The sequence below is a fragment of the Acidovorax sp. GW821-FHT09A11 genome (genome assembly GCF_059418365.1).
The window spans coordinates 37562-62662 of record NZ_JBWKPS010000014.1 but is presented as its reverse complement, the minus strand read 5'-3'; the positions used below and the strand labels follow the sequence as shown (position 1 = coordinate 62662).

Sequence of the window (25101 nt, the reverse complement as noted above, 5' to 3'; positions counted from 1 at the left end):
GGGCGGCGTGGTCAGGAGCGCTCGGCCCTCAGCGGGGGGACCGGCGGTTGATTTCTTCCTGCAGCGCGCGGATGCTGTCCTGGACCTGGGCAAGGTTGGTCGCATTGCGTGCCGCGTCGGCACGGGTCTCGGCCACGCGGGCGTCGACCTCGGCCTCGGCCGCCAGGCGCCGGGCGTTCTTGTAGTCCTGCTGGGCCATGGCCTTCTCGGCGAGGATGAGTTTTTCCTGCGCACGCTGCAGGTCCACGGGGGCGCTGGTGGCCGTCGCCGGCGCCGCCGCCACGCGGTTCACCGTGGTGCGGGTGACGGCCATCTGTTCAGTGGGCGGGGGCGTGGACGAGCACGCTGCCAGGGCGCCCAGCGCGAGGGCTGCGGCCGTGAGACGGAGGGGGGTGGATGGGTGCATGGTGTGGAGACCTCCTGAGCGGGTGGATTGTTGGTGGGCATGCCCCGGCGCGTTGCGCGCCTCACTGGGCAGGGGGCGCGGCGCCAGGCAATGCATGCCAGCTTTTTGATGAATGCATTGTTCGCCGCGCGGCCCGCCGCCCGCGTAGGCACTGCCTCTGTATTCCTGTGGGCCATGTCTTACGAACGCTTGCAATTTGCGTGGGGCGTGGCCGGGCCTGTGCCGGGCGTCGTCCACCGCTTCACCCGTCCTTCGCTCAGGTGCTGGCGGCCTTGCCGAGCAAGGGTGCGGGAACTCTGCGCGGCGATGGCTGTCGATCAATCAGTCCACCGCGCGCCACTGCCATCGGCCATCGGCGGCCGCCCACGCAGGCCTGCAAGCGGGCCACGCGCCGCAGCCCGGCGCGCGTGCCGCGCGCGCCGCCCCACCAAGGAGAAACAACCATGCCGCCATCGACCTTCTCAACCTGGATCCGCGAGACGACCTTCGTGGGCGTTCCGCTGTGGAGCCTGATGGTGGCGCTGGCCGCCGCCGCCACGACCTATGTGGGCATCCTGCTGGTGCTGCATCTGCTCACGGGCCGTGCCAGGGTGTGGGCCACGCAGTCCGGCAGCGCGGCGGCGCACACCGTGGTGGAGGTGCTGGAGGGCACGAGCCGCCTGCTCATGGTGGTCGTGGCCCTGCTGGTGGGCGCGAGCCTGCTGGAGCTGCCGGGCCGCTGGGAAAGCCGGCTCAGCCAGCTGTGGTTTGTCGCCCTTGCGCTGCAGATGGGCCTGTGGGGCATGCGGGCCATCGGCATGGGCGTGCGGCGGTATGTGGAACGCCATTCGTCCACGGGCATGACCCAGGTCAGCGCCTCCGCCACGCTGTTGTCCTGGGGGCTGCGCACGCTGCTGTGGAGCGTGGTGCTGCTGGCCATCCTGTCCAACGTGGGCGTGAACATCACGGCCTTCATCGCCAGCCTGGGGGTGGGGGGGCATCGCCGTGGCGCTGGCGGTGCAGAACATCCTGGGCGACCTGTTCGCCTCGCTCGCGATCGCGGTGGACAAGCCCTTCGAGGTGGGCGATTTCATCGTGGTCGGCAGCGTCTCGGGCACGGTGCAGGTGATCGGGCTGAAGACCACGCGCATCCGCAGCCTGCAGGGCGAGCAGATCGTGATGTCCAACACCGACCTGCTCAAGCAGACCATCAGCAACTACCGCATGCTGGAGAAGCGGCGCATCGTGTTCGGCTTCGGTGTGTCGTACAACACCACGCCCGAGCAGGCCGAGGCGATCCCGGGCGTGGTGCGCAAGCTCATCGACGCCCATCCGGAGCTGCGCTTCGACCGCGCGCACTTCAAGGCGTTTGGCGCGAGTTCGCTGGACTACGAGGTGGTCTACATCGTCCAGGACCCGGCGTTCAACCTCTACATGGACCTGCAGCAGTCCATCAACCTGGGTCTCATGCGCGAGTTCAAGGCCATGGGGGTGGAGTTTGCCTTTCCCACCAGCACGGTGCACATCGCCAGCGCGCCTGCGCAGTCCCAGGGCCCGGCGCCGCTGGCTGGTGCTGCTGCTGCGGCGGCCGCCGCCGCGTCCGTGGCCGCGCGTTGAGGCGGTGGCCTGCCGCGCACCGCGGGGCGGGCGGGGGGCAAAAAAAAGCCGGCAGCCTTTGCAGGCGGCCGGCTTGAACAGGGTAGTTGCTTCTAATGCTTCTTCATTCTCAAGGGTAACGCTTACTTGGAAACAACGCGCACCATCTCCAGGCACTTGTTCGAGTAGCCCCATTCGTTGTCGTACCAGCTCACGACCTTCACGAAGGTGCCGTCCAGCGCGATGCCGGCGTCGGCGTCGAAGATGGACGTGCGGGTGTCGCCACGGAAGTCGGTGGCCACCACCTTGTCCTCGGTGTAGCCCAGCACGCCCTTGAGCGCGCCTTCGGACTGGGCCTTCATCTCGGCCTTGATTTCCTCATAGGTGGCAGCCTTGTCCAGCTCCACCGTCAGGTCGACCACCGACACGTCGCTGGTGGGCACGCGGAAGGACATGCCGGTCAGCTTCTTGTTCAGCGCCGGGATCACCACGCCCACGGCCTTGGCGGCGCCGGTGCTCGAGGGGATGATGTTTTCCAGGATGCCGCGGCCGCCGCGCCAGTCCTTGTTGGACGGGCCGTCCACGGTCTTTTGCGTGGCGGTGGCGGCGTGCACCGTGGTCATCAGGCCGCGCTTGATGCCCCACTTGTCGTTGAGCACCTTGGCCACGGGGGCCAGGCAGTTGGTGGTGCAAGAAGCGTTGGACACGATGGCCTGGCCGGCGTAGGTGTCGTGGTTCACGCCGAACACGAACATGGGCGTGTCGTCCTTGGACGGGGCCGACAGGATGACCTTCCTGGCTCCGGCATCGATGTGCTTTTGCGCGGTGACCTTGTCCAGGAACAGGCCGGTGGATTCGATCACCACGTCGGCGCCGACTTCGTTCCACTTGAGGTTGGCGGGGTCGCGCTCTTGCGTCAGGCGGATCTTCTTGCCATTGACGACCAGGGTGTTGCCGTCCACCGAGACTTCGCCCTTGAAGCGACCGTGCACCGAGTCGTACTGCAGCATGTACGCGAGGTATTCCGGCTCCAGCAGGTCGTTGATGCCCACGACTTCGATGTCGCTGAAGTTCTGGATGGCCGAGCGCAGCACGTTGCGGCCGATGCGGCCAAAGCCGTTGATACCAATCTTGATCGTCATAGGGTGTCTCTCCAAGGTTGCAAAGTCGAAATCAGGAATCTGCCGGGGCGCGCCCGCTGCAGCAGTGGGCACGCAGCGGGCGGGGAGGAGTCTCAGCGGGCCTTGGCCTTCTTGGCGGGCTTGAGCCGTGCGGCGCCGATGGCGACCAGCACCGCGTCGGCCACGTTCTCTTCGGTGAAGCCGAAGTGCTTGAACAGCACGGGCGCCGGGGCCGATTCGCCGTAGGTGTCGATGCCCACCACGGCGGCGCAGCCGTACTTCCACCAGCCGTCGGTCACGCCCATCTCCACGGCCACGCGGGGCACGCCGGCGGGCAGCACGCTGCCCTTGTACTTGGCGTCTTCGCGGTCGAACGTGGTCGTGCTGGGCATGGAGACCACGCGCACGGCGATCTTCTTGTCGGCCAGCAGGCGCTGGGCCTTGAGCGCCAGCTGCACTTCGGAGCCGGTGGCGATGATCACGGCCACGGCCTTCTTCTTGATGCCGACATCCGCGGGTTCGGAGAGCACGTAGGCGCCGCGCGAGATGTCGCCCAGGTCGCGCTTGGGCGCGTAGGGCAGGTTCTGGCGCGACAGCAGCAGCGCGGTGGGCTTGTCCTTGTTGGACAGGGCCACGCTCCAGGCCACGGCGGTTTCGGCCGTGTCACCGGGGCGCCACACATCCAGGTTGGGGATCAAACGCAGGCTGGCGGCGTGCTCGATGGACTGGTGGGTGGGGCCGTCTTCGCCGAGGCCGATGGAGTCGTGCGTGAACACGTGGATCACGCGCTGCTTCATCAGCGCGGCCATGCGGATGGCGTTGCGACTGTAGTCGCTGAACGTGAGGAAGGTGCCGCCGTAGGGAATGAAGCCGCCGTGCAGCGCGATGCCGTTCATGATCGCGGCCATGCCGAACTCGCGCACGCCGTAGTTGATGTGGCGCCCGCCGATCTTCTGGCCGTTTTCCAGCGTGGTCTGTACCACGTGGCCCTGCATGTCAAAACGCAGGTTGGGGGTGCTCTTGGTGTTGGTGAGGTTGGAGCCCGTCAGGTCGGCGCTGCCACCCAGCAGTTCGGGCAGCGCGGCGGTGAAGGCTTCCAGCGCCAGCTGGCTGGCCTTGCGGCTGGCCACGGTCTCGCCCTTGGTGTGGGCCGCCACCACGGCGTCCACGGCCACTTGCGCGAAGTTGGCGGGCAGGTTGCCCTCCATGCGGCGCGTGAGTTCGGCGGCCAGCTCGGGGAAGGCGGCGCTGTAGGCGGCAAAGCGCTCGTTCCACGCGGCCTCTGCAGCCTGGCCGTTGGCCTTGGCATCCCAGCCGGCGTACACGTCGTCCGGGACCACGAAGGGCTCGCTGGTCCAGCCCAGGGCTTCGCGCGTGAGCTTGATTTCTTCCGCGCCCAGCGGCTCGCCGTGGGCCTTGGCGGTGTTGGCGCGGTTCGGGCTGCCCTTGCCGATGTGCGTCTTGCACACGATGAGGGTGGGGCGCTCGGTCTGCTTCTTGGCTTCCACGATGGCGGCGGCCACCTTGTCGGCGTCGTGGCCGTCGATGGGGCCGATCACGTTCCAGCCGCTGGCCACGAAGCGCAGGGGGGTGTTGTCGGCGAACCAGGGGGCGACCTGGCCGTCGATGCTGATGCCGTTGTCGTCATACAGCGCGATCAGCTTGTTGAGCTTCCAGGCGCCAGCCAGCGACACGGCCTCGTGGCTGATGCCTTCCATCAGGCAGCCGTCGCCCAGGAACACGTAGGTGTTGTGGTCCACCACCGCGTGGCCTTCGCGGTTGAACTCGGAGGCCAGCAGCTTTTCGGCCAGCGCGAAGCCCACGGCATTGGTGATGCCCTGGCCCAGCGGGCCGGTGGTGGTTTCCACGCCAGCGGTGTAGCCCACTTCGGGGTGTCCTGGCGTCTTGCTGTGCAGCTGGCGGAAGTTCTTGAGTTCGCCAATGGGCAGGTCGTAGCCGGTGAGGTGCAGCAGCGCGTACAGCAGCATCGAGCCGTGGCCGTTGGAGAGCACGAAGCGGTCGCGGTCGAACCACTGGGGATTCGTGGGGTTGTGCTTGAGGTGGCGGCTCCACAGCGCCACGGCCATGTCGGCCATGCCCATCGGGGCGCCGGGGTGGCCGGAGTTGGCTTGTTGAACGGCGTCCATGGCCAATGCGCGGATCGCATTTGCCATCTGTTGGGATTGCTGGGTGTTGGCCATGGGGGAGGGTTCAGGGTGGGAGGTTCAGGGGAAACCCGGCATTTTACCGGGGCGGCGCCCCCGCCCCTCCACCGGCGGCCTGGAGCCCGGAGCGCGGTCCCCCGCGCTGGCGGCTTTTGCCCCGGCGGAAGGCGCACGGCCCGCGCGCAGCCCGCGGCACATCTGCGCTCAGTGATCGGCCGTTCCGAGTCTCGGAGGCGGGCGCATTGCGCGGCCGTCGCACCGCGGCCTGCCGGACCTTCAATTTTGAATCAAACAGGGCGCCAGTGCTTGTCTATAAAGCGCTGGAAGCTATCAAATCAGGATCTGTCTTGGGCTCAGTCGGGCGCCAGCAGGCCCAGCCGCCGGGCCATGCGCACGGCCTGCACGCGGTTGCTGACCTCCAGGCTGCGGAAGATGGCACCCGTGTGCGCCTTCACGGTCGCCTCGCTCATGCCGAGCTGGCGCGCGATCACCTTGTTGGCATGCCCGTTCGCCAGGCCGTGCAACACCTCGACCTGCCGGGGGGTCAGGGCGGCGCAGGCGGACGCCCGGGCCGCCGTGCCCAGGAGCATGGGCGGCAGGTAGATGCCGCCGGCCAGCACCAGATGCAGGGCGTTGAGCATCACGGCGGCGCGTTCGCGCTTGGAGATGAACCCCATGGCGCCCGCGTCCAGCACGTCGCGGACCACGGCGGGGTCTTCGCGGGCGGAGAGCACCACCACCGGCACGCCGGGCGCCAGCGCCAGCAGGCGTTCCAGGCCGCCGCCACCCGGCGCGCTGGCGTCGCGGCCCGGCATGTCCAGGTCCACCAGGGCGAGGGCGGCATCGGGATGCTCCACCACCAGCGACGCCGCGCTGGCGTAGTCGTTCGCCTCCAGCACCTGGGCCTGAGGGTCCAGTGCCGACAGCAGGTGCTGCAGTCCTTCGCGGAACAGCGTGTGGTCGTCGGCAAGGATGATCTTCATGGTGGCGACACTATGGGGGGTGTCGGTGCCCGCGAAACGGCGGCCCACGATCGCGCGCAGGCGTGATCCGGTAATAGTTGGCACAAGCGGCTTCGGGTGGCCGGGCCGGGGTTGCGGGGCAGGGGCTGTCATGGGCCGCGCAGGCTACCCGAGCGCCCGGCGCATCGCCCTACCCCGGCGGGATAGTCCGTGGCGCCGCGCGCGCGACCACCGCCTGGGCGCTGGACCGCCGGGACCGGCCGGGGTGGCGCCAGCCCGGCCGCGATGCGGGCCCGAAAGCCCGGCGCCGCCCGCCCCCGTGATGCACTACAGTGCGGGCCATGCAAGGACTGCACCTCACCGCCGATCTCCATGGCTGCCGCTGCGCCCCCGTGTGGCTGCTCGATGCCGCCGCCCTGGGCCAGGCCTGCGGCGACGCCGTGCGCGCCGCCGGGCTGCAGCCCGTGGGCCAGCTGTTCCACGGATTTCCCGCCACCGCCCACGGACCTGGCGGGGTGACCGCCACCGTGCTGCTGGCCGAGTCGCACCTGTGCGTGCACACCTGGCCCGAACAGCAGGCCGTCACGCTCGACGTCTATGTGTGCAACTTCGGTGCGGACCATTCGGGCAAGGCGCGCGCGCTCCTGGAGGCGCTCGTGGCCCTGTTCGCACCCACGGCCGTGCAGCGCCACGCGCTGCAGCGGGGCGCCCTGCAGGAGGCCGTGGCGTGAGCGCGGGTGCCGCGGCGCCGGCCGCCGCCACCGGGGGGCAGGTCCCCGCCATGCTGCTGGCCGCAGGCCGTGGCGAGCGCATGCGTCCGCTGACCGACACCATCCCCAAACCCCTGCTGCAGGTGCAGGGCCAGCCGCTGCTGCAGTGGCACCTGGCGGCGCTGCAGGAAGCGGGTGTGGAGCAGGTGGTGATCAACACCGCATGGCTGGGTGGACAGATCAGCCACCACTTTTCCGATGTTTTTGGCCTCCAGCGCCGGGTGGACAAGCGCAAGCAGCTATCCATTTCATACTCGCACGAAGGCGTGGACTTTGGCGGCGCACTGGAAACCGCCGGCGGCATCGCCCGCGCCCTGCCCCGGTTGGGCCCCGTGTTCTGGCTGGCGGCGGGCGATGTGTTTGCGCCCGACTTCGTGTTCGGCAGCGCCGCCGTGTCGGCCTTCGAGGCCAGCGGCCACCTGGCCCACCTGTGGCTGGTGCCCAACCCGGCCCACAACCTGCGCGGCGACTTCGGGCTGTCGGCGGACGGGCTGGCACTGAACCTGCCCGCCGACGACCCCGCGCCGCGCTACACCTACAGCACCATCGCCCTGCTGCGCGCCGGGCTGTTCGCGGCGCCCTGGTGCGACATTCCGGCCGGCAACCCGGATGGCATCAAAGCCCCGCTGGCGCCGCTGCTTCGCCGCGCGATGGACAATGGCCGGGTCAGCGCACAGCTCTACACCGGACGCTGGACCGATGTGGGGACCCCCGAGCGCCTGGCTGAACTCAATTCTCTCTCTGCTGCCCGTCCATGAACACCACCGTGCCTGCCTCCATCTACGCCCAACGCCGCGCGCGGCTTGCTGCCCAGCTGGGCGCGGGGGGCATCGCCATCATTCCCACGGCGCCGGAGCGCCCGCGCAACCGGGACACCGACTTCCTGTTCCGCCACGACAGCTACTTCTACTACCTGACCGGCTTCATCGAGCCGGGGGCATGCCTTGTGGTCGCGCAGGACGGGTGCAGCACCCTGTTCTGCCAGCCCAAGGACCTGGAGCGCGAGATCTGGGACGGCTACCGGCTGGGCCCTGCTGCGGCGCCCGGGGCGCTGGGCGTGCAAGCCGCCCATTCCATCGCCGAGCTGGACGCCAAGCTGCCCCGCCTGCTGGAGAACCGCCACCGCGTGTGGTACCCGTTTGCCATCCACAGCGGCCTGGCGGCGCGGGTGGAAGGGTGGCTGAACGCGGTGCGCGCGCGCGTGCGCTACGGCGCGCTGTGCCCGGCGGAGCAGAACGATGTGTGCACGCTGCTCGACGAGATGCGGCTCATCAAGGACGCGCACGAGCAGGACATCATGCGCCGCGCCAGCGACATCAGCGCCAGGGCGCACATCCGCGCCATGCAGCGCTCGGCCCGCATGCTGCGCGCCGGCCAGGACGTGCGCGAGTACCACCTGGATGCCGAGCTGCTGCACGCGTTTCGCGACGAGGGCTCGCAGTACCCGGCCTACAGCTCCATCGTGGCGGCCGGGGCCAACGCCTGCGTGCTGCACTACCGCGCGGACGCCGCCCCGGTGCGCGACGGCGAGCTGGTGCTCATCGACGCCGGCTGCGAGCTTGACGGCTACGCCAGCGACATCACCCGCACCTTCCCGGCCAACGGCCGCTTCACCGGGCCGCAGCGCGCGCTGTACGACCTGGTGCTGGCCAGCCAGGACGCGGCGGTGGCGGCCACCAAGGCCGGCGCGCGCTTCAACGACCCGCACGACGCCACCGTGGCCGTGCTGGCGCAGGGCATGCTGGACCTGGGCCTGCTCGACAGGAACAAGGTGGGCACCGCGCAGGACGTGATCGACACGCGCGCCTACTTCCAGTTCTACATGCACCGCACGGGCCACTGGCTGGGCATGGACGTGCATGACTGCGGCAGCTACGTGGAACCCGATGAGGTCGGGGCGGTGAGCGAGCGCAAGGACCCGCTGTCGGGCGAGACCATCACCAACCGCCCCAGCCGCGTGCTGCGCCCGGGCATGGTGCTCACCATCGAGCCCGGCATCTACGTGCGGCCGGCCGACGGGGTGCCCGAGCAGTTCCACCACATCGGCATCCGCATCGAGGACGACGCCATCGTCACCGAGACGGGCTGCGAGCTGATCACGCGCGGCGTGCCGGTGAAGGCCGACGAGATCGAAGCGCTGATGCGCGGCTGAGGCCGAGGGATGGCCAGGGTCCATGATGGCTTCTGATACCGCCGTGCCCGCGCACCTTGCCACGCGCTCCCCCCGCGCGCAGAAGTGGCGCCTGGGGGCCGCGCTGTGGCTGCTGGGCCTGCCGGGCGTCGTGGCCGTGGTGTGGGCGCTGGTCCCGCCCCTGGCCGCCCACCAGGCCTTGCTGCCGCTGCCGCTGTGGGCCATGGTGCTGCTCAGCGGCCTGCAGACCGCGGTCCTGCTGGCCCTGTGCGTGGCACTGGGTGTGGCGCTGGCGCCCCGCGTGGGGCTGGCGGCGCCTGCCGTGTCGGCCTGGCTGCAGGGCGAGCCGGTGGCCGGGCCCTTCGGGCGCCAGTGGGCGCCGGGGCTTGTGGGCGGGCTCGCGGGCGCACTGTGGCTGTGGGGCCTCTCGCTGGTGGCGCCACAGGCGCTCAGGCCCTCCGACCCGGCCGGTGCCGCATCCCTGGGGGTCAAGCTGCTCTATGGCGGGATTTCCGAGGAACTGCTGGTGCGCTGGGGCGTGATGAGCCTGCTGCTGTGGCTGGGCTGGCGCTTCGTGCAGCGCGGCCAGGGCACGCCGGGCCGTGGCATCGTGGCGGCCGCCGTGGTGGCCAGCGCCCTGCTGTTTGCGCTGGGGCATCTGCCGGCCGCGCAGGCCATGGCCGGGGTGCTCACCCCCTCCGTGGTGGCGTTCGTGCTGGTGGGCAACACCGCCTTCGGGCTGGTGGCGGGATGGCTCTATGCCCGGCATGGGCTGGAGGCCGCCATCCTGGCCCATGTGCTGGCGCACGCCCTGTCGCATCCCTTCGTCTGACCGCTGCGTGCGGCCGTGCGGGGGCGCGCGTCAGCGAAGCTCGGCGCACACCTCCCGGACCAGCCCGCGCAGCCACTGGTGCGCGGGATCGGCTTGCAGCCGGGGGTGCCACAGCAGCGACACCGTGATCTGCGGCACCGGGACGGGCAGTGCAAAGCTGGACATGCCGGCGCGCAGGTTGCCGGTGTGGTGTTCGGGAACCGTGGCAACCAGGTCGGAGCCGCGCGCCAGCGCCAGCGCGGTGGAAAAGCCCCCCACCACGGTGGCGATCTGCCGCGCCAGGCCCAGGGGCGCGAGGGCATCGTCCACGGGCCCCCGGGCCCGCCCCTTCCGCGACACGAGCACATGCCTGCCGGCCGCATAGCGGGCCGGCGTGATCTCGCCCGCGCACAGCGGGTGCCCCGCGCGCACGACCCCCACGAAGCGGTCGCGGAACAGGGCCTGCGCCCGCACCTCGGGGCCCATGGCGTCGCCCACCACGCCGGTCTCCAGGTCGACGGTTCCATCGCGCAGCGGGGCGCTGTGCCTGTCGGTCTTCTGCACGAAGCGCAGCCGCACCCCGGGGGCGGCCTCGCCCACGCGGGCGAGGAGGCCGGGGCCAAAGTTCTCCGCAAAGCCGTCGCTGCAGCGCAGCGTGAAAGACCGGGCCCATTGGGCGGGGTCGGACGCCGATGCGGGGCGCAGGACGGCCTCGGTGTCCTGCACGAGCTGGCTGACCTTGTCGCGCAGCTCCAGTGCGCGTGGCGTCGGCACCAGTCCGCGCCCGGCCCTGACGAGCAGCGGGTCGCCGGTGGTGTCGCGCAGCCGGGCGAGCGCCCGGCTCATCGCGGAAGTACTCAGGTGCAGGCGCTCGGCGGCCCGCGCCACGTTGCCCTCCGCAAGCAGCACATCCAGGGTGACCAGCAGGTTGAGATCAGGCCGCGGCATGGCGGGACCATAGCACGCCGGTCCGTGGCATGGCGTCTGGTGCATGTATGGAATGCAAATGCTGCGTCTTCCGCCGGGCCACGTGCCTGGCTACGCTGGGGTGGCTGGTTTTCCAGGGGCGCCGACCGGGCACCCGCGAACCATCGCCTCCCGAGGAGACCCTCCGCCATGACACCCCCCACCCGCACCGCCATTCCCCCGCAAGCGACTTTTTCCCTGCCGCCCCAGCCTGCCGCGGGCGGGCCGCAGGCCACCGGCCCTTCGGACAGCCGGTGGGCGCTGGCGAGCCTTGCGCTGTCCATGCTGCTGTCCTCGCTGGGCACCAGCATCGTCAATGTCGGCTTGCCCACGCTGGCGCAGGCGCTGGGCGTGCCCTTTCAGGAAGTGCAATGGGTGGTGCTGGCCTACCTGCTGGCCATCACCACGGCCGTGGTCGGCGTGGGCCGGCTGGGCGACGTGGTGGGCCGCCGGCGGTTGCTGCTGGCGGGGCTGGCCCTGTTCACGGGGGCCTCGGCCCTGTGCGCCGCGGCCCCCACGCTGGGGCTCCTGGTCGCCGCCCGGGCGCTGCAGGGGCTGGGCGCGGCCGCGATGATGGCGCTCACGATGGCCTTCGTGGGCGAGACCGTCTCCAAGGACCGGGCGGGCAGCGCCATGGGCCTGCTGGGCACCATGTCCGCCGTGGGCACGGCCCTGGGGCCGACGCTGGGCGGTGTGCTGATCGCCCAGGCCGGCTGGCCGATGATCTTTCTCATCAACCTGCCGCTGGGCGCCCTGGGCCTGCTGCTGGTGCGCCGCCACCTGCCGGCGGACCGCCTGGCCGCAGGGGAGAGGCCCGGGTTCGACCCCCTGGGCACGGTGCTGCTGGCCCTCGCGCTGGGGGCCTACGCGCTGGCCATGACGATGGGGCGTGGCGGCTGGGGCCTGCTGAACGGGGCGCTGCTGTGCCTTGCGGCGCTGGGGGCATGCCTGTTCGTGTGGGCCCAGGCGCGCGTGGCCGCGCCCCTGGTCCGGTTGTCGGTGTTGCGCCTCCCCGGCTTGGGCGCGGGCCTGGCCACCACCACCCTCGTGGCCACGGTGGTGATGGCGACGCTGGTGGTGGGGCCGTTCTATCTGTCGGGGGCGCTCGGGCTCGGTGCCGCGCAGGTCGGGCTCGCCATGTCGTGTGGCCCGCTGGTGTCCGCGCTGGTGGGCCTTCCCGCGGGCAGGGCCGTGGACAGGCTGGGCGCGCATTCCATGGGGCTGGCCGGGCTCGCCGCCATGCTCGCCGGGTGCGCCGGCCTGGCGCTGGCGCCGCTCGCGTGGGGCGTGCCGGGCTATGTCGTCCCGCTGGCGGTCTTGACGGCGGGCTATGCCCTGTTCCAGGCGGCCAACAACACCGCGGTCATGGCCCACGCAGAACCGGGCGCGCGGGGTGTCGTGGCGGGGTTGCTCAACCTGTCGCGCAACCTGGGACTCATCACGGGAGCTTCCGCCATGGGGGCCGTGTTCGCGATGGGCGCGGCGCTGGCGCATGCCGTGGGGGCTTCAGGGATGCCCATGGTGGCGGGCATGCGGGCCACGTTCACGGCCGCCGCGCTGCTGATGGTGGGGGCCATGGCCCTCATGCTGGGCAGCCGTGCGCGCAGGCGCCAAGGATGCCCTCCGGGCATCGGCTGAGGGCGGCTGGTAATCGGCATGTAACCGCTTCGTGTGAGAATTGAAATTCGATTACATACCCACAGAAAGAGACAAGCCCATGCCTACCCGCCGCGCCACCAAGATTGTTGCCACCCTGGGCCCCGCATCGAGCGACCCGGCACTGCTGGAGGCCATGATCCGCGCGGGGGTGAACGTGGTGCGGCTGAACTTCAGCCACGGCAAGGCGCAGGACCACATCGACCGCGCCGCCACGGTGCGCGCCGCGGCCCAGCGCGCGGGCCGCGAAGTGGCCATCATGGCCGACCTGCAGGGCCCCAAGATCCGCGTGGGCAAGTTCGCCGAGGGCAAGGTGCAACTGGAATCGGGCGCCAAGTTCGTGCTCGACGCCTCGCGCACGGAGCTGGGCGACATCGACGGCGTGGGGCTGGACTACAAGGAGCTGCCGCGCGACGTGAAGGCGGGCGACCTGCTGCTGCTCAACGACGGGCTGATCGTGCTCACCGTGGATGCGGTGCGCGGCGAAGAGGTGCACACCACCGTCAAGGTGGGCGGTGAGCTGTCCAACAACAAGGGCATCAACAAGAAGGGCGGGGGCCTCACGGCACCGGCCCTCACCGCCAAGGACATGGAAGACATCCGCACGGCCATGAGCTTCCAGGCCGACTATGTGGCGGTGAGCTTTCCGAAGAACGCGACCGACATGGAAATGGCGCGCCAGTTGTGCAACGTGGCCGCGTCCGAGTACCGCCACAAGCCGGGCCTGATCGCCAAGATCGAACGCGCCGAGGCCATCCCGCACCTGGAAGCCATCCTGCGCGTGAGCGACGGCATCATGGTGGCGCGCGGCGACCTGGCCGTGGAAGTGGGCAACGCGGCCGTGCCCGCCTTGCAAAAGAAGATGATCCGCATGGCGCGCGAACAGGACAAGGTCGTGATCACCGCCACGCAGATGATGGAAAGCATGATCACCAACCCCGTGCCCACGCGCGCCGAGGTGAGCGACGTGGCCAACGCCGTGCTGGACGGCACCGACGCCGTGATGCTGAGCGCCGAGACAGCCGCCGGCCGCTACCCGCTCGAGACGGTGGAAGAAATGGCCACCATCTGCGCGGCGGCCGAGGCGGCCGAAGACCACCAGCTCGACGCCGACTTCACCGGCCAGACCTTCGGCCGGATCGACCAGTCCATCGCCATGGGCGCGCTGTTCACGGCCCACCACCTGGGCGCCAAGGCCATCGTGGCCATGACCGACAGCGGCGCGACGGCACTGTGGATGAGCCGGCACAGCATCGACATTCCGATCTATGCGCTCACGCCCAAGGTCGCCACGCAGCGCAAGATGGCCATGTACCGCAACGTGCGCCCCTTGCTCATGGACACCAGCGCAGACCGCGACACGGCGCTGGAGCAGGCCGAGCGCCACCTCAAGAGCCGCAACATCGTGCAAAAGGGCGATGTCTACGCCATCACCTGCGGCGAGCCCATGGGCGCCCCCGGCGGCACCAACATGCTGAAGATCTGCGTGGCGAGTTGAGCGCGGCCGCCGGAGCGGCGACGCCGCCTCACCCCGCACCCGGCTTCACTGGGACGGGGCGCCGTGCCCTGGCAGGCCCTGCTCCCCGGTATCGGCCGGGCGGGGCCGCGCCAGTTTCTGAAACCCCAGGTCGCACAGCCAGCCCGACACCCAGCACAGCCAGCCCGTCCAGAGCGTGTGGCTCATGAAGTGCGCGCCGCGCACCTGCTGGGCGCCGCCCAGGACCAGGCCCGCCGCCACGGCCGCGGCCAGCCACCAGCGCGCCGCCGCGGGTTCCTTGCGGCGCAGCGCAAAGTAGCCGCCGATGAAGGCGAACCCGGCCGAGGCATGGCCCGCCGGAAAGCAGCGCCCGCCGCCGCCGTCGGCCACGCCCAGCGCCCAGTGGGACGCATAGCGCGCCACGCCGCCGAACTCCGCGAGGTCCCAGGGGCAGCTCGTGTCGCTCAGGTTCTTGGCGATGCTCACCACCGCGAGCGCCAGCAGCGCGCTCAGGGCCATCTGCAGGCGCTCGCCGGTATCGATGCGCCGCAGCACCCCGCGCGGCGGCCACCACACGCCCACCACGAGCAGCAGCACCAGCAGCCACGCCAGGCGGCGTGCGCCTTCATGGAGCACGTGCACGAAGAACCACTGCTCCCGCAGGGGGAATCCCGTGGCCGAGCCAAATGCGCGGGCCAGCGGAATGTCTTGCCCCCCCGCGTCCCAGGCCACCACGGCGGCCAGCAGGCCGAGTGTCCACAGGAGCAGGAATCGATGGCGGGCCGGGAAGGAATGGGGATGGGAAGGCGAAGATGGCATGCCCGGACCATAGAAGGCCGCACTTAACACCGCCTTAATGGCGGGCCGCGGCTGGTCCGGGGGCGCCGGGCCCGGCGACAATCGCCGCATGCGAATACTCGTTGTCGAAGACGATGCCGGCATCGCCAGCGGGCTGCGTGCCAACCTGCACCAGCGCGGCTACGCGGTGGACGTGTGCGATGGCGTGGCCAGTGCGTGGAGCGCGCTGCGCGCCGAGCGCTTTGATGCCGTGCTGCTGGACCTGGGGCTGGCCGACGGAGACGGCGGCGAATTGCTCCGGCGGCTGCGGCTGAGCCCGGCCCCGGGCGCTGCCGCCGCTGCTCCGGGGCTGCCCGATCCGTCCACCCCCGTGCTCATCGTCACCGCCCGTGACCAGGTGCACCAGCGCATCGCGGGGCTGGACCAGGGCGCCGACGACTACCTGGCCAAGCCCTTCGATATCGATGAGCTGGACGCGCGCCTGCGGGCCCTGCTGCGCCGGGCCGCCGGCCGGGCGTCCCCCACCATCCGCTACGCAGACATCGAAATGGACCCCGCTGCGCGGACCGTCCACCAGGGCGGCAAGGCGGTGGAGATGTCGCCGCGGGAGTTTTCGGTGCTGCTGGTGCTGCTGGAAGCGCGGGGGCGCGTGCTCTCGCGCCAGCAGATCGAGGAGCGCCTGTACAGCTGGGACGCGGCCATCGAGAGCAACGCGGTGGAGGTCCACATCCACCACCTGCGCCGCAAGCTGGGCAGCGCGTGCATCCAGACCATGCGCGGCGTGGGCTATTTCATGCCCCAGGAGCCCGCGGAATGAGTGATTCTCCTGCGGCCTCTGCGGCCCGTGTTCGCCGGCCGTCCCTGACGCGCCAGCTGCTGCTGTGGTGCCTTGGAGCGCTGGCGCTGGTGTGGGGCAGCTTCGTGTTCATCGGCTACCAGACGGGGGTGCACGAGGCGGACGAACTGACCGACGGGCACCTGGCCAGCGTGGCCGCCCTGCTGCTGAACCTGCGTGCGACCGAGGCCGCCGAGGGGCCGCAGGTCACCCAGCGCGCTCCCACGCCCTGGCTCAAGTCGCACGACTACCAGCAGTCCCTCAGCGTCGTGCAGTGGGACGCGCAGGGCCGCATGCTCCATCACAGCGGCACCGCGCCGGCGCCGGCCTTTGGCGAGGTCGAGGGATTCGCCAACATGGCGCTCGGGCCGGACGGGACGGTGTGGCGCAGCTTCTCGCAATGGGATGCCGCGCGGATGCGCAAGATCATGGTGCTGCTGGAGCTGCGCGAGCGCGATGAACTCGCGCAGGACATCGCCGAGCAGATGATCGAGCCCGGCCTCTGGCTGCTTCCCGTGGTGTCGCTCGCGCTGGGCCTGGCCCTGTGGCGGGGTTTGCGGCCGCTGTATGCCCTGTCGGCCGACGTGGCCGCCCTCGACCCCGCCAGCGCGCCGCGCCTGGCCTCGCGCCATGCGTGGAGCGAATTCGAGTCGGTGGTCGCCTCCATCAACACCTTGCTGGACCGCCAGCAGGCGGCGCTGGTGCGCGAGCGGCGGCTGGCCAACGAAGTCGCCCACGAGCTGCGCACGCCGCTGTCCTCCATCGCGCTGCAGGCCAGCGCCCTGGCCGGAGACCTGGAGGCCGCCGCCAGGGCGCAGGCCATCGCGCGCATCGGCCAGGATGCCCTGCGGGCCGGCCATGTGCTCAACCAGCTGCTGGCCCTGGCCCGCGCGAGCCGGGCTGAGCTGCACGAGGCCAAGGCGCCGGTGGACCTGTGCGCCGTGGCCCGCCAGGTCTGCGCCGACTACGCGCAGGCGGCGTGGCAGCGGGGCGACGACATGGCGCTGTCGGCCCCGCCGGAGCTCTGGGTGTCCGGGCATGTGCTGCTGCTGGACATCGCCGCGCGCAATCTGGTGGAAAACGCGCTCAAGCACACGCCGCAAGGCACGCACATCGCGGTGCAGGTGGGGGCGTCTGACGGGGCGGGTGCATGGCTGCAGGTGTGCGACGACGGCGCCCGGCGCCCTGGCGATGCTCCCGCCTCCGGGGGAGCGAGGGGCACCTCCGACAGCCTGCACCTGGGCCACGAGATCCTGCGGCGGGTGGCGGACATCCACGGCGGCCAGTTCGGCGCGGCACCGGCCTCCGCGCCCTTTACCACCTGTTTCCGGTTGGATTTGCCCCTGCCGCCGTCCGCGCCCCCCGGTTAAAATCACGGGTTACCAAGCGGTTACCACCGCACTGCCAGGCTGACAGCGCCTTCCTCCAACCTTCAACGGACCCTACGACCATGCCCCTCGTTTCGATGCGCGAACTGCTCGACCATGCCGCCGCCCACAGCTACGGCATCCCTGCCTTCAACGTCAACAACCTGGAACAGGTCCAGGCCGTGATGGCCGCCGCCGACGAAGTGGGCGCGCCGGTCATCCTGCAGGCCAGCGCTGGCGCGCGCAAGTATGCGGGCGAGCCTTTCATCAAGCACCTGATCCAGGCCGCCGTCGAGGCCTTCCCGCACATCCCCCTGGTGATGCACCAGGACCACGGAACCTCGCCCAGGGTGTGCGCCGGCGCCATCGACCTGGGCTTCGGCTCGGTCATGATGGACGGCTCCCTGATGGAAGACGGCAAGACGCCGGCATCGTTCGAGTACAACGTCGACGTGACGCGCAAGGTCGTGGAGATGGCCCACAAGGTGGGTGTCACGGTCGAAGGCGAGCTGGGCTGCCTGGGCAACCTGGAAACCGGCGAGGCTGGCGAGGAAGACGGCATCGGCGCCGAAGGCAAGCTGGACCACAGCCAGATGCTGACCGACCCCGAGGAAGCCGCCGTGTTCGTCAAGGCCACCCAGCTCGACGCGCTGGCCATCGCCATCGGCACCAGCCATGGCGCGTACAAGTTCAGCCGCAAGCCCACCGGCGACATCCTGGCCATCAGCCGGGTCAAGGAAATCCACAAGCGCATTCCCAACACCCACCTGGTGATGCATGGCTCCTCGTCGGTGCCCGCCGAACTGCTGGCCATCATCAACCAGTACGGCGGCAAGATGAAGGAAACCTACGGGGTGCCGGTCGAGGAGATCCAGGAAGCCATCAAGTTCGGCGTGCGCAAGATCAACATCGACACCGACATCCGCCTGGCCATGACCGGCGCGGTGCGCAAGTTCCTGGCCGAGAACCCCGACAAGTTCGATGCCCGCGAATGGCTCAAGCCCGCCCGCGAGGCCGCCAAGCAGGTGTGCAAGCAGCGTTACCTGGAGTTCGGCTGCGAAGGCCAGGGCAGCAAGATCAAGGGCCTGAGCCTGCAGGCCGTGGCGGCCCAGTACGCCGCGGGTACGCTGGCGCAAGTGGTGAACTGATCGTTGGCACGAGGCCCTGCGGGGCCGCTGCCCAGCCTGGTTGCGTTGTGCTGCCAGGCTTTTTTTTGCCTGTCTGCATGCAGAGACTGGGGAGTTCCCTCTACAGCAGACAAAGGTGACAGCGACAAGATCTTCTTCATGTAAGCTCGCGGTCAGCTTGCCCACCGGCAGCGCCGCAAGAAGTGTCCGATACCAGGGCGCGTTCAACACATTTCTCACCAGCTACACCGAGCTGGTTGTTGCATGGCAGAAGCCGTCGATGGACGGACTCGGGTGCCGTGGGATGATTGAAGGCGAATTCGTATGAACCTTTCTCTATGACTCTGACAATTTCAAAGTTCCGGCGGCTGTTGCCTGTGTTGGCTGTGACGGTGTTCACGGTGGCGTGCGCGCCCCTGACCGTTCCCCCCAAGTCCGAATATCCCGTCGGCCGGGCCCGTCTGGTGTTGCCGCCGGGGGCGTGGCAAGACCTGGGCACTTCCGAAGAAGCCATGTCCGGTCCCGCAGGCCGTACCCCGCTCCAGACCCGTGCGGTGGGGCTGCGGGGTGCGCAAGGTGAATGGCTGGCCGCGCTGCGGGTGCAGACCAACCGCACGGGCGACCTGCGTGGGTCTCCGCAAGGGGTGGGGTACTGCCCGCCGCAACAGGACGTCGTGGTCAAGGATCCCGCGGACGGCAGCCCCGTGCGCGCCGATTGCCTGCGCTTCAAGCTTTGGGCCAGCAGTCCCAGGTGGCTCGAAAAGAACCGGCCCGACCTGGTCCAGTGGATGGCCAGCCGCCAGATCGCGCTGAGCACTCCCTACGCGCATGTGGGCTACCGCTACGTCACCGAAGCGGGTGTCTGGGTGGCGGTGGATGCCCTGGTGGACCAGCGGCTGCTCAGCGTCCGGCCGCGCAGCAACGAAGAATTCCTGACCGCGGGCCTGCCCCTCCAGCAGTGGGCCCATGACCTGGCCCAGGCCGTGCGCCTGAGCGCCGGCATGATGGATGGCCACCTGGCCATTCCGCCGTTCCCGTTTCCCGCGCCCCCTTCCAGACGCTAGCGCGCCGGCCCTCCCCTGCCTGGCGGCCTTGCATAACGATTACGAAACTCGAGGAGACCTCTGATGCAGACAAGCCCAGTCCCGCAGCCGCAGCGCATTGGCGTGCCAAGGGAAACTTTCCCTGGCGAAAAGCGCGTGGCCACCGTGCCCGATGTGGTGGAGAAGCTGATCAAGCTGGGCTTCGCGGTTGCCGTGGAGTCGGGGGCAGGGGAGGCCGCCAACTTCAGCGACGACGCCTACCGTGCCGCCGGGGCCCAGGTCGTTGGCGACGCTGCCGCGCTGTGGGCTGCATCGGACATCGTCTTCAAGGTGCGCCCGCCCAGCAGCGAGGAAGTGGCGCTGATGCGCGAGGGCACGACGCTCATCGATTTCATCTGGCCCGCCCAGAACCCCGAGCTCATGCAGCAGCTGGCGGCCCGCAAGGCCACGGTGCTGGCCATCGACTGCCTGCCGCGCACGCTGTCGCGCGCCCAGAAGATGGATGCGCTGACCTCCACCGCAGGCGTCAGTGGCTACCGCGCTGTCATCGAGGCGGCCAACGCCTTTGGCCGTTTCTTCAATGGCCAGATCACGGCGGCAGGCAAGGTGCCACCGGCCAAGGTGTTCATCGCAGGCGCGGGCGTGGCGGGGCTTGCCGCCATCGGCACGGCGGCCAACCTGGGTGCCATCGTGCGCGCCAACGACACACGTGCCGAAGTGGCTGACCAGGTCAAGTCGCTGGGCGGTGAGTTCGTCAAGGTGGATTACGAGGAAGAAGGCTCGGGCGGCGGCGGCTACGCCAAGGTCATGAGTGAGGGTTTCCAGGCCGCACAGCGCAAGATGTACGCTGAGCAGGCCAAGGATGCGGACATCATCATCACCACCGCGCTGATCCCCGGCAAGCCCGCGCCCAAGCTCATCACGGCCGAGATGGTGCAGAGCATGAAGCCCGGCAGCGTGATCGTGGACATGGCCGCCGAGCAGGGCGGCAACTGCGAGCTGACCGTGCCCGGCCAGGCGGTGGTGTGCCATGGCGTGACCATCGTCGGCTACACCGACCTGGCCTCGCGCCTGGCCAAGCAGTCGTCCACGCTGTACGCCACCAACCTGTTGCGCCTGACGGAAGAGCTGTGCAAGGCCAAGGATGGCGTGGCCGTGGTCAACATGGAGGACGACGCGATCCGCGGCCTCACTGTGGTCAAGGAGGGCGCGATCACCTGGCCCGCACCGCCACTCAAGCAGGCCCCACCGCCCGCTCCCAAGGCGGCAGCGGCACCCGTGGCCGCCAAGAAATCCAGCCATGGCCCCGGTGCCCCCATGTCCGCCAAGACGCTGACCATTGTTTTTGCCGTACTGGCAGTGCTGTTCTGGGCCATCGGCGCCTATGCGCCTGTGGCCTTCCTGGGGCACTTCACGGTGTTCGTGCTGGCTTGCTTCATCGGCTACATGGTGGTGTGGAACGTTACGCCCGCGCTGCACACGCCGCTGATGAGCGTGACCAACGCCATCTCCAGCATCATCGCCATCGGTGCGCTGGTGCAGATTGCACCGCCCGATGCGGGCATCAACGGGCGCCCGGATGGGCTCATCCTCTGGCTGGCCTTTGCCGCGCTGGTGCTCACGGCTGTCAACATGTTCGGTGGCTTCGCCGTCACGCGCCGCATGCTGGCCATGTTCCGCAAGTAACTCCATCACAACAAGAACACAAGGAGCACAGAACATGTCCCAAAGTCTCGCTACCGTGGCCTACCTGGGTGCGGCCATTTTGTTCATCCTGAGCCTGGGCGGGCTCTCCAACCCCGAAACCTCGCGCCGGGGCAACCTGTTCGGCATGGTCGGCATGGCGCTGGCCGTGCTGGCCACGGTGTTCGGCCCGCGCGTCAGCCCCGCAGGGGTGGCCTGGATCGTCGGCGCACTGGTCATTGGCGGCGGCATTGGCCTGTATGCGGCCAAGGTCGTCAAGATGACGCAGATGCCGGAGCTGGTCGCGCTCATGCACAGTCTGGTAGGTCTTGCGGCCTGCTTGGTGGGGTTTGCGAGTTACGTCGATACCTCGATCCAGCTGCAGGGCGCGGAGAAGATCATTCATGAGGTGGAGATCTATGCCGGCATCCTGATCGGCGCGGTCACGTTCAGCGGATCGCTGATCGCCTTTGGCAAGCTCAACGGCAAGATCGGTGGCAAGCCGCTGCTGCTGCCCGGCCGCCACTGGATGAACCTGGCCGCGCTGCTGGTCGTGATCTGGTTTGGCCGTGAGTTCCTGCGCGCCGAGACCATCGAACAGGGCATGGTGCCGCTGATGGTGATGACGGCGATCGCGCTGCTGTTCGGCATTCACATGGTGATGGCCATCGGTGGTGCGGACATGCCGGTGGTGGTGTCCATGCTCAACAGCTACTCGGGCTGGGCGGCGGCGGCCACGGGCTTCATGCTGTCCAACGACCTGCTCATCGTCACGGGCGCGCTGGTGGGTTCTTCGGGTGCCATCCTGTCGTACATCATGTGCAACGCGATGAACCGCAACTTCATCAGCGTGATCGCGGGCGGCTTCGGGTCGGGCGCTGGCACACCGGCCAAAAAGGGCGAGGCTGCCGAGCCGCAAGGCGAGGCCGTGCCCGTCAGCTCCGCCGAGACTGCGGAGCTGCTGCGCGATGCCAAAAGCGTCATCATCGTGCCCGGCTACGGCATGGCCGTGGCCCAGGCCCAGCACACCGTGTACGAGATCACCAAGACCCTGCGCGAAAAAGGCGTGGATGTGCGCTTTGCCATCCACCCGGTGGCGGGCCGCATGCCCGGCCACATGAACGTGCTGCTGGCCGAGGCCAAGGTGCCCTACGACATCGTGATGGAGATGGACGAGATCAACGAGGACTTCCCCAATGCCGACGTGGCCATGGTCATCGGCGCCAACGACATCGTGAATCCCAGCGCTCTGGATGACCCGACCAGCCCCATCGCAGGCATGCCAGTGCTCGAAGTGTGGAAGGCCAAGACCTCGATCGTGATGAAGCGCTCCATGGCGTCGGGCTATGCGGGGGTGGACAACCCCCTGTTCTACAAGGACAACAACCGCATGCTGTTTGGCGACGCCAAGAAAATGCTCGACGAAGTTCTTTCCGCGCTCAAGGGGTGACGGGCATAATTTCACCGCGAAAAAGCACGATCGTGCTGGAAATTCCAGGGCGGTCCTCACGGCATCAATAAAACTTATCAGGAGACAAAAAATGACGAATCGCCCCTGGCTGGCTGCCTATCCGCAAGGCGTCCCCGCAGATATCGACACCACGCAATACCCGTCGCTCGTGGCCCTCATGGACGAGGCGTTCACCAAGTACGCGGGCCGCGTGGCCTACAGCTTCATGGGCAAGGAAGTGACCTATGCCCAGACAGACTCGCTCTCCAGCGCGTTTGCGGCCTATCTCCAGGGCTTGGGCCTGGTCAAGGGCGACCGCGTGGCCATCATGATGCCCAACGTGCCGCAGTACCCCGTCACGGTGGCGGCCATCCTGCGTGCAGGCTTCGTGGTGGTCAACGTGAACCCGCTGTACACCCCGCGCGAGCTGGAGCACCAGCTCAAGGATTCGGGTGCCAAGGCCATCGTCATCATCGAGAACTTCGCCACCACGCTGCAAAGCTGCATTGCAAACACGCCCGTCAAGCACGTGGTGCTGTGCGCCATGGGCGACCAGCTGGGCCTGCTCAAGGGCGCGCTCGTCAACTACGTGGTGCGCAACGTCAAGAAGATGGTGCCCGCCTACAACCTGCCGGGCGCCGTGCGTTTCAATGACGCGGTGGCCCAGGGCACGCGCGGCACCCTCAAGAAGCCCGACATCCGACCTGACGATATCGCGCTGCTGCAATACACCGGCGGCACCACGGGTGTGAGCAAGGGCGCGGTGCTGCTGCACCGCAATGTGATCGCCAACGTGCTGCAGTCCGAGGCATGGAACGACCCGGTGATGAAGAAGGTGCCCGCGGGCGAGCAGCAGACCAGCATCTGCGCGCTGCCGCTGTACCACATCTTCGCGTTCACCGTGAACATGATGCTGAGCATGCGCACGGGCGGCAAGACCATCCTGATCCCCAATCCGCGCGACCTGCCTGCCGTGCTCAAGGAGCTGTCCAAGCACACCTTCCACAGCTTCCCGGCCGTGAACACGCTGTTCAACGGCCTGGCCAACCACCCCGACTTCAACACCGTCAACTGGAAGAACCTCAAGGTCTCGGTGGGCGGCGGCATGGCCGTGCAGGGCGCCGTGGCCAAGCTGTGGCTGGAGAAGACCGGCTGCCCCATCTGCGAGGGCTACGGCCTGTCGGAGACCAGCCCCTCGGTCAGCTGCAACCCCGTGACCGCCAAGGAGTTCACCGGCACCATTGGCGTGCCGCTCCCCGGCACCCTGATGAAGCTGCTCGACGACGACGGCCGCGAGGTGACCACCCTCGGCCAGCCCGGCGAGATCGCGATCAAGGGCCCGCAGGTGATGGCCGGCTACTGGCAGCGCCCCGATGAAACCGCCAAGGTCATGACCGACGACGGCTTCTTCAAGTCCGGCGACATCGGCGTCATGGACGAGCGCGGCTTCTTCAAGATCGTGGACCGCAAGAAGGACATGGTGCTGGTCAGCGGCTTCAACGTCTACCCCAACGAGGTCGAAGAAGTCGTGGCCAACTGCCCCGGCGTGCTCGAATGCGCCGTGGTGGGCGTGCCCGACGAGAAGACCGGCGAGGCCGTCAAGCTCGTGATCGTCAAGAAGGACCCCGCGCTCACCGAAGCGCAGGTCAAGGAGTTCTGCCGCGCCGAACTCACCGGCTACAAGCAGCCCAAGGTCATCGAGTTCCGCACCGAGCTGCCCAAGACCCCCGTGGGCAAGATCCTGCGCCGCGAGCTGCGCGACAAGAAATGACCATCCCCCTGAGCCGCTTCGCGGCTTCCCCCTTCTCTCGGCTCGCGCCGGGAAGGGGGACGACGCCAGCGGCCTGGCGAAGCCAGTTCCACGGCGTCCGCTGGTATGGGACGTGTCGGCTTCGTAGGCCATGACCACCGCCATCCTCAGCGCCTTGCCCGAAGAGCAAAGCTCGCTGGTCCCGCACCTGTTGCACCCCCAGCGCCTGGTGCATGCCGGCCGTTTCTTCTGGCGCGGCGACCTGTGCGGCCGGCCGGTGGTGCTGGCGCTCTCGGGCATCGGCAAGGTGGCGGCGGCCACCACGGCCACGGCGCTCATCGAGCGCTTCGGCGTGGCGCGCATCGTCTTCACCGGCGTGGCGGGCGGTGTGGGCGATGGCGTGAACGTGGGCGACGTGGTGGTGGCGCAGGACTACCTCCAGCACGACATGGATGCCTCGCCCCTGTTCCCCCGCTGGGAGATCCCGGGTTACACGCGCAGCCGCCTGGCATGCGACACCGTATTGTCTGCTCTGCTTCTGGAAGCGGCCAGCGCTTGTGTATCAAGCACCAGCGGCCAATTTGGCTTGAAAACTGACGCAACAGATGCGTTGGAAGGTGTCTTGCACCGCGCACACCACGGCCTGGTGGCCAGCGGGGACCGCTTTGTTTCCGCAGCCGATGAAGCCCACCGCCTGCGCACCACGTTGCGCGACGCCGGCCACGACGTGCTGGCCGTGGAAATGGAAGGCGCCGCCGTCGCCCAGGTGTGCCACGACTACGGCATCCCTTTCGCCGCCGTGCGCACCATCTCCGACCGTGCCGACGACACCGCCCACGTGGACTTTCCCCTCTTCGTGCAGACCGTGGCCAGCCGCTACGCCGAGCACATCATGCTGGCGTTTCTTCAAAAACTATAAAATTAATAGCTACTCGCGCTTATTGGATAAGCGCTAGGAGCTATTTTGATTGGATATTTTCATGCGTGGCCGTAGATCATCGGTCGCCG

Annotated in this window: 20 protein-coding genes and 1 pseudogene; 15 read left to right on the top strand and 6 right to left on the bottom strand. The window is 68.9% G+C overall.

What is annotated here, in order from left to right; translation table 11 throughout:
• Positions 1-28 precede the first annotated feature (28 nt).
• Positions 29-406, bottom strand: a complete 378-nt coding sequence (locus tag AC07PV_RS23515) for a DUF4398 domain-containing protein (RefSeq protein WP_218341771.1) — start codon at positions 404-406, stop codon at positions 29-31.
• Between the two features lie 443 nt (positions 407-849).
• On the opposite strand from AC07PV_RS23515, the pseudogene AC07PV_RS23510 reads away from it, so the two are divergent.
• Positions 850-2002 (top strand): annotated as a pseudogene (locus AC07PV_RS23510) (mechanosensitive ion channel family protein).
• Between the two features lie 122 nt (positions 2003-2124).
• Here AC07PV_RS23510 and gap read toward each other — a convergent pair.
• The 3 genes from gap to AC07PV_RS23495 all read right to left on the bottom strand — a co-directional run bounded on the left by gap (position 2125) and on the right by AC07PV_RS23495 (position 6250).
• Positions 2125-3123, bottom strand: a complete 999-nt coding sequence (gene gap, locus AC07PV_RS23505) for a type I glyceraldehyde-3-phosphate dehydrogenase (protein WP_218297892.1) — start codon at positions 3121-3123, stop codon at positions 2125-2127.
• A gap of 92 nt (positions 3124-3215) precedes the next feature.
• On the bottom strand, positions 3216-5303 hold the full coding sequence (gene tkt, locus AC07PV_RS23500) for a transketolase (RefSeq protein WP_369643647.1): 2088 nt from the start codon (positions 5301-5303) through the stop codon (positions 3216-3218).
• A gap of 317 nt (positions 5304-5620) precedes the next feature.
• A complete protein-coding gene (locus AC07PV_RS23495; protein ID WP_218297890.1) occupies positions 5621-6250 on the bottom strand; it encodes a response regulator transcription factor in 630 nt (209 codons plus the stop codon).
• A gap of 320 nt (positions 6251-6570) precedes the next feature.
• On the opposite strand from AC07PV_RS23495, the gene AC07PV_RS23490 reads away from it, so the two are divergent.
• From AC07PV_RS23490 to AC07PV_RS23475, 4 genes are read left to right on the top strand one after another with little or no spacing between them, the layout of a single operon-like run.
• Positions 6571-6960: an S-adenosylmethionine decarboxylase family protein gene (locus AC07PV_RS23490; protein WP_218297889.1), complete on the top strand. Its 390-nt coding sequence runs from the start codon at positions 6571-6573 to the stop codon at positions 6958-6960.
• 50 nt (positions 6961-7010) lie between these two features.
• Entirely contained in the window at positions 7011-7757 is a 747-nt protein-coding gene (locus AC07PV_RS23485) for a nucleotidyltransferase family protein (RefSeq protein WP_218341806.1), read from the top strand.
• On the top strand, positions 7754-9151 hold the full coding sequence (locus tag AC07PV_RS23480) for an aminopeptidase P N-terminal domain-containing protein (RefSeq protein ID WP_218297888.1): 1398 nt from the start codon (positions 7754-7756) through the stop codon (positions 9149-9151). Before AC07PV_RS23485 ends, AC07PV_RS23480 begins: the two co-directional genes overlap by 4 nt.
• Before the next feature lie 22 nt (positions 9152-9173).
• Entirely contained in the window at positions 9174-9962 is a 789-nt protein-coding gene (locus AC07PV_RS23475; RefSeq protein WP_255591901.1) for a CPBP family glutamic-type intramembrane protease, read from the top strand.
• Positions 9963-9992: 30 nt separating this feature from the next.
• On the opposite strand, the gene AC07PV_RS23470 is transcribed toward AC07PV_RS23475, so the two are convergent.
• A complete protein-coding gene (locus AC07PV_RS23470; protein WP_494631465.1) occupies positions 9993-10889 on the bottom strand; it encodes a LysR family transcriptional regulator in 897 nt (298 codons plus the stop codon).
• A gap of 168 nt (positions 10890-11057) precedes the next feature.
• On the opposite strand from AC07PV_RS23470, the gene AC07PV_RS23465 reads away from it, so the two are divergent.
• Complete coding sequence (locus AC07PV_RS23465) at positions 11058-12545, top strand: MFS transporter (protein WP_494631464.1); 1488 nt, start codon at positions 11058-11060, stop codon at positions 12543-12545.
• Between the two features lie 79 nt (positions 12546-12624).
• Positions 12625-14061 carry a pyruvate kinase gene (gene pyk / locus AC07PV_RS23460; protein WP_218297886.1) on the top strand — a complete coding sequence of 479 codons (1437 nt, stop codon included), beginning with the start codon at positions 12625-12627 and terminating at the stop codon, positions 14059-14061.
• A 45-nt stretch (positions 14062-14106) separates the two neighbouring features.
• Here pyk and AC07PV_RS23455 read toward each other — a convergent pair whose 3' ends face one another.
• Entirely contained in the window at positions 14107-14859 is a 753-nt protein-coding gene (locus AC07PV_RS23455) for a phosphatase PAP2 family protein (RefSeq protein ID WP_494631463.1), read from the bottom strand.
• 88 nt (positions 14860-14947) lie between these two features.
• On the opposite strand from AC07PV_RS23455, the gene AC07PV_RS23450 reads away from it, so the two are divergent.
• From AC07PV_RS23450 to AC07PV_RS23415, 8 genes are all read left to right on the top strand, one after another.
• Positions 14948-15655, top strand: coding sequence for a response regulator transcription factor (locus AC07PV_RS23450; protein WP_218297884.1), 708 nt, complete (start codon positions 14948-14950; stop codon positions 15653-15655).
• Positions 15652-17043 (top strand): histidine kinase dimerization/phospho-acceptor domain-containing protein, encoded by a 1392-nt coding sequence (locus AC07PV_RS23445; protein WP_494596778.1) that lies wholly within the window; start codon positions 15652-15654, stop codon positions 17041-17043. The genes AC07PV_RS23450 and AC07PV_RS23445 overlap by 4 nt, the downstream gene beginning before the upstream one ends.
• An 80-nt stretch (positions 17044-17123) precedes the next feature.
• A complete protein-coding gene (fba, locus tag AC07PV_RS23440) occupies positions 17124-18188 on the top strand; it encodes a class II fructose-bisphosphate aldolase (RefSeq protein ID WP_494631461.1) in 1065 nt (354 codons plus the stop codon).
• 491 nt (positions 18189-18679) lie between these two features.
• Positions 18680-19231: a hypothetical protein gene (locus tag AC07PV_RS23435; RefSeq protein ID WP_255591903.1), complete on the top strand. Its 552-nt coding sequence runs from the start codon at positions 18680-18682 to the stop codon at positions 19229-19231.
• Positions 19232-19294: 63 nt separating this feature from the next.
• Positions 19295-20896 (top strand): Re/Si-specific NAD(P)(+) transhydrogenase subunit alpha, encoded by a 1602-nt coding sequence (locus tag AC07PV_RS23430; RefSeq protein ID WP_494631460.1) that lies wholly within the window; start codon positions 19295-19297, stop codon positions 20894-20896.
• A 34-nt stretch (positions 20897-20930) separates the two neighbouring features.
• Positions 20931-22343 carry a Re/Si-specific NAD(P)(+) transhydrogenase subunit beta gene (gene pntB, locus AC07PV_RS23425; protein WP_494631459.1) on the top strand — a complete coding sequence of 471 codons (1413 nt, stop codon included), beginning with the start codon at positions 20931-20933 and terminating at the stop codon, positions 22341-22343.
• 91 nt (positions 22344-22434) lie between these two features.
• On the top strand, positions 22435-24114 hold the full coding sequence (locus AC07PV_RS23420) for a long-chain-fatty-acid--CoA ligase (RefSeq protein ID WP_494631457.1): 1680 nt from the start codon (positions 22435-22437) through the stop codon (positions 24112-24114).
• 130 nt (positions 24115-24244) lie between these two features.
• Positions 24245-25012 (top strand): 5'-methylthioadenosine/adenosylhomocysteine nucleosidase, encoded by a 768-nt coding sequence (locus AC07PV_RS23415; protein WP_494631456.1) that lies wholly within the window; start codon positions 24245-24247, stop codon positions 25010-25012.
• Positions 25013-25101 lie beyond the last annotated feature (89 nt).

Excerpts from the sequence above, each read along its gene's own strand:
- AC07PV_RS23515 (WP_218341771.1), bottom strand. The coding sequence starts at position 406 with ATGCACCCATCCACCCCCCTCCGTCTCACGGCCGCAGCCCTCGCGCTG.
- gap (WP_218297892.1), bottom strand. The coding sequence starts at position 3,123 with ATGACGATCAAGATTGGTATCAACGGCTTTGGCCGCATCGGCCGCAAC.
- tkt (WP_369643647.1), bottom strand. The coding sequence starts at position 5,303 with ATGGCCAACACCCAGCAATCCCAACAGATGGCAAATGCGATCCGCGCA.
- AC07PV_RS23495 (WP_218297890.1), bottom strand. The coding sequence starts at position 6,250 with ATGAAGATCATCCTTGCCGACGACCACACGCTGTTCCGCGAAGGACTG.
- AC07PV_RS23490 (WP_218297889.1), top strand. The coding sequence starts at position 6,571 with ATGCAAGGACTGCACCTCACCGCCGATCTCCATGGCTGCCGCTGCGCC.
- AC07PV_RS23485 (WP_218341806.1), top strand. The coding sequence starts at position 7,011 with ATGCTGCTGGCCGCAGGCCGTGGCGAGCGCATGCGTCCGCTGACCGAC.
- AC07PV_RS23480 (WP_218297888.1), top strand. The coding sequence starts at position 7,754 with ATGAACACCACCGTGCCTGCCTCCATCTACGCCCAACGCCGCGCGCGG.
- AC07PV_RS23475 (WP_255591901.1), top strand. The coding sequence starts at position 9,174 with ATGATGGCTTCTGATACCGCCGTGCCCGCGCACCTTGCCACGCGCTCC.
- AC07PV_RS23470 (WP_494631465.1), bottom strand. The coding sequence starts at position 10,889 with ATGCCGCGGCCTGATCTCAACCTGCTGGTCACCCTGGATGTGCTGCTT.
- AC07PV_RS23465 (WP_494631464.1), top strand. The coding sequence starts at position 11,058 with ATGACACCCCCCACCCGCACCGCCATTCCCCCGCAAGCGACTTTTTCC.
- pyk (WP_218297886.1), top strand. The coding sequence starts at position 12,625 with ATGCCTACCCGCCGCGCCACCAAGATTGTTGCCACCCTGGGCCCCGCA.
- AC07PV_RS23455 (WP_494631463.1), bottom strand. The coding sequence starts at position 14,859 with ATGCCATCTTCGCCTTCCCATCCCCATTCCTTCCCGGCCCGCCATCGA.
- AC07PV_RS23450 (WP_218297884.1), top strand. The coding sequence starts at position 14,948 with ATGCGAATACTCGTTGTCGAAGACGATGCCGGCATCGCCAGCGGGCTG.
- AC07PV_RS23445 (WP_494596778.1), top strand. The coding sequence starts at position 15,652 with ATGAGTGATTCTCCTGCGGCCTCTGCGGCCCGTGTTCGCCGGCCGTCC.
- fba (WP_494631461.1), top strand. The coding sequence starts at position 17,124 with ATGCCCCTCGTTTCGATGCGCGAACTGCTCGACCATGCCGCCGCCCAC.
- AC07PV_RS23435 (WP_255591903.1), top strand. The coding sequence starts at position 18,680 with ATGTCCGGTCCCGCAGGCCGTACCCCGCTCCAGACCCGTGCGGTGGGG.
- AC07PV_RS23430 (WP_494631460.1), top strand. The coding sequence starts at position 19,295 with ATGCAGACAAGCCCAGTCCCGCAGCCGCAGCGCATTGGCGTGCCAAGG.
- pntB (WP_494631459.1), top strand. The coding sequence starts at position 20,931 with ATGTCCCAAAGTCTCGCTACCGTGGCCTACCTGGGTGCGGCCATTTTG.
- AC07PV_RS23420 (WP_494631457.1), top strand. The coding sequence starts at position 22,435 with ATGACGAATCGCCCCTGGCTGGCTGCCTATCCGCAAGGCGTCCCCGCA.
- AC07PV_RS23415 (WP_494631456.1), top strand. The coding sequence starts at position 24,245 with ATGACCACCGCCATCCTCAGCGCCTTGCCCGAAGAGCAAAGCTCGCTG.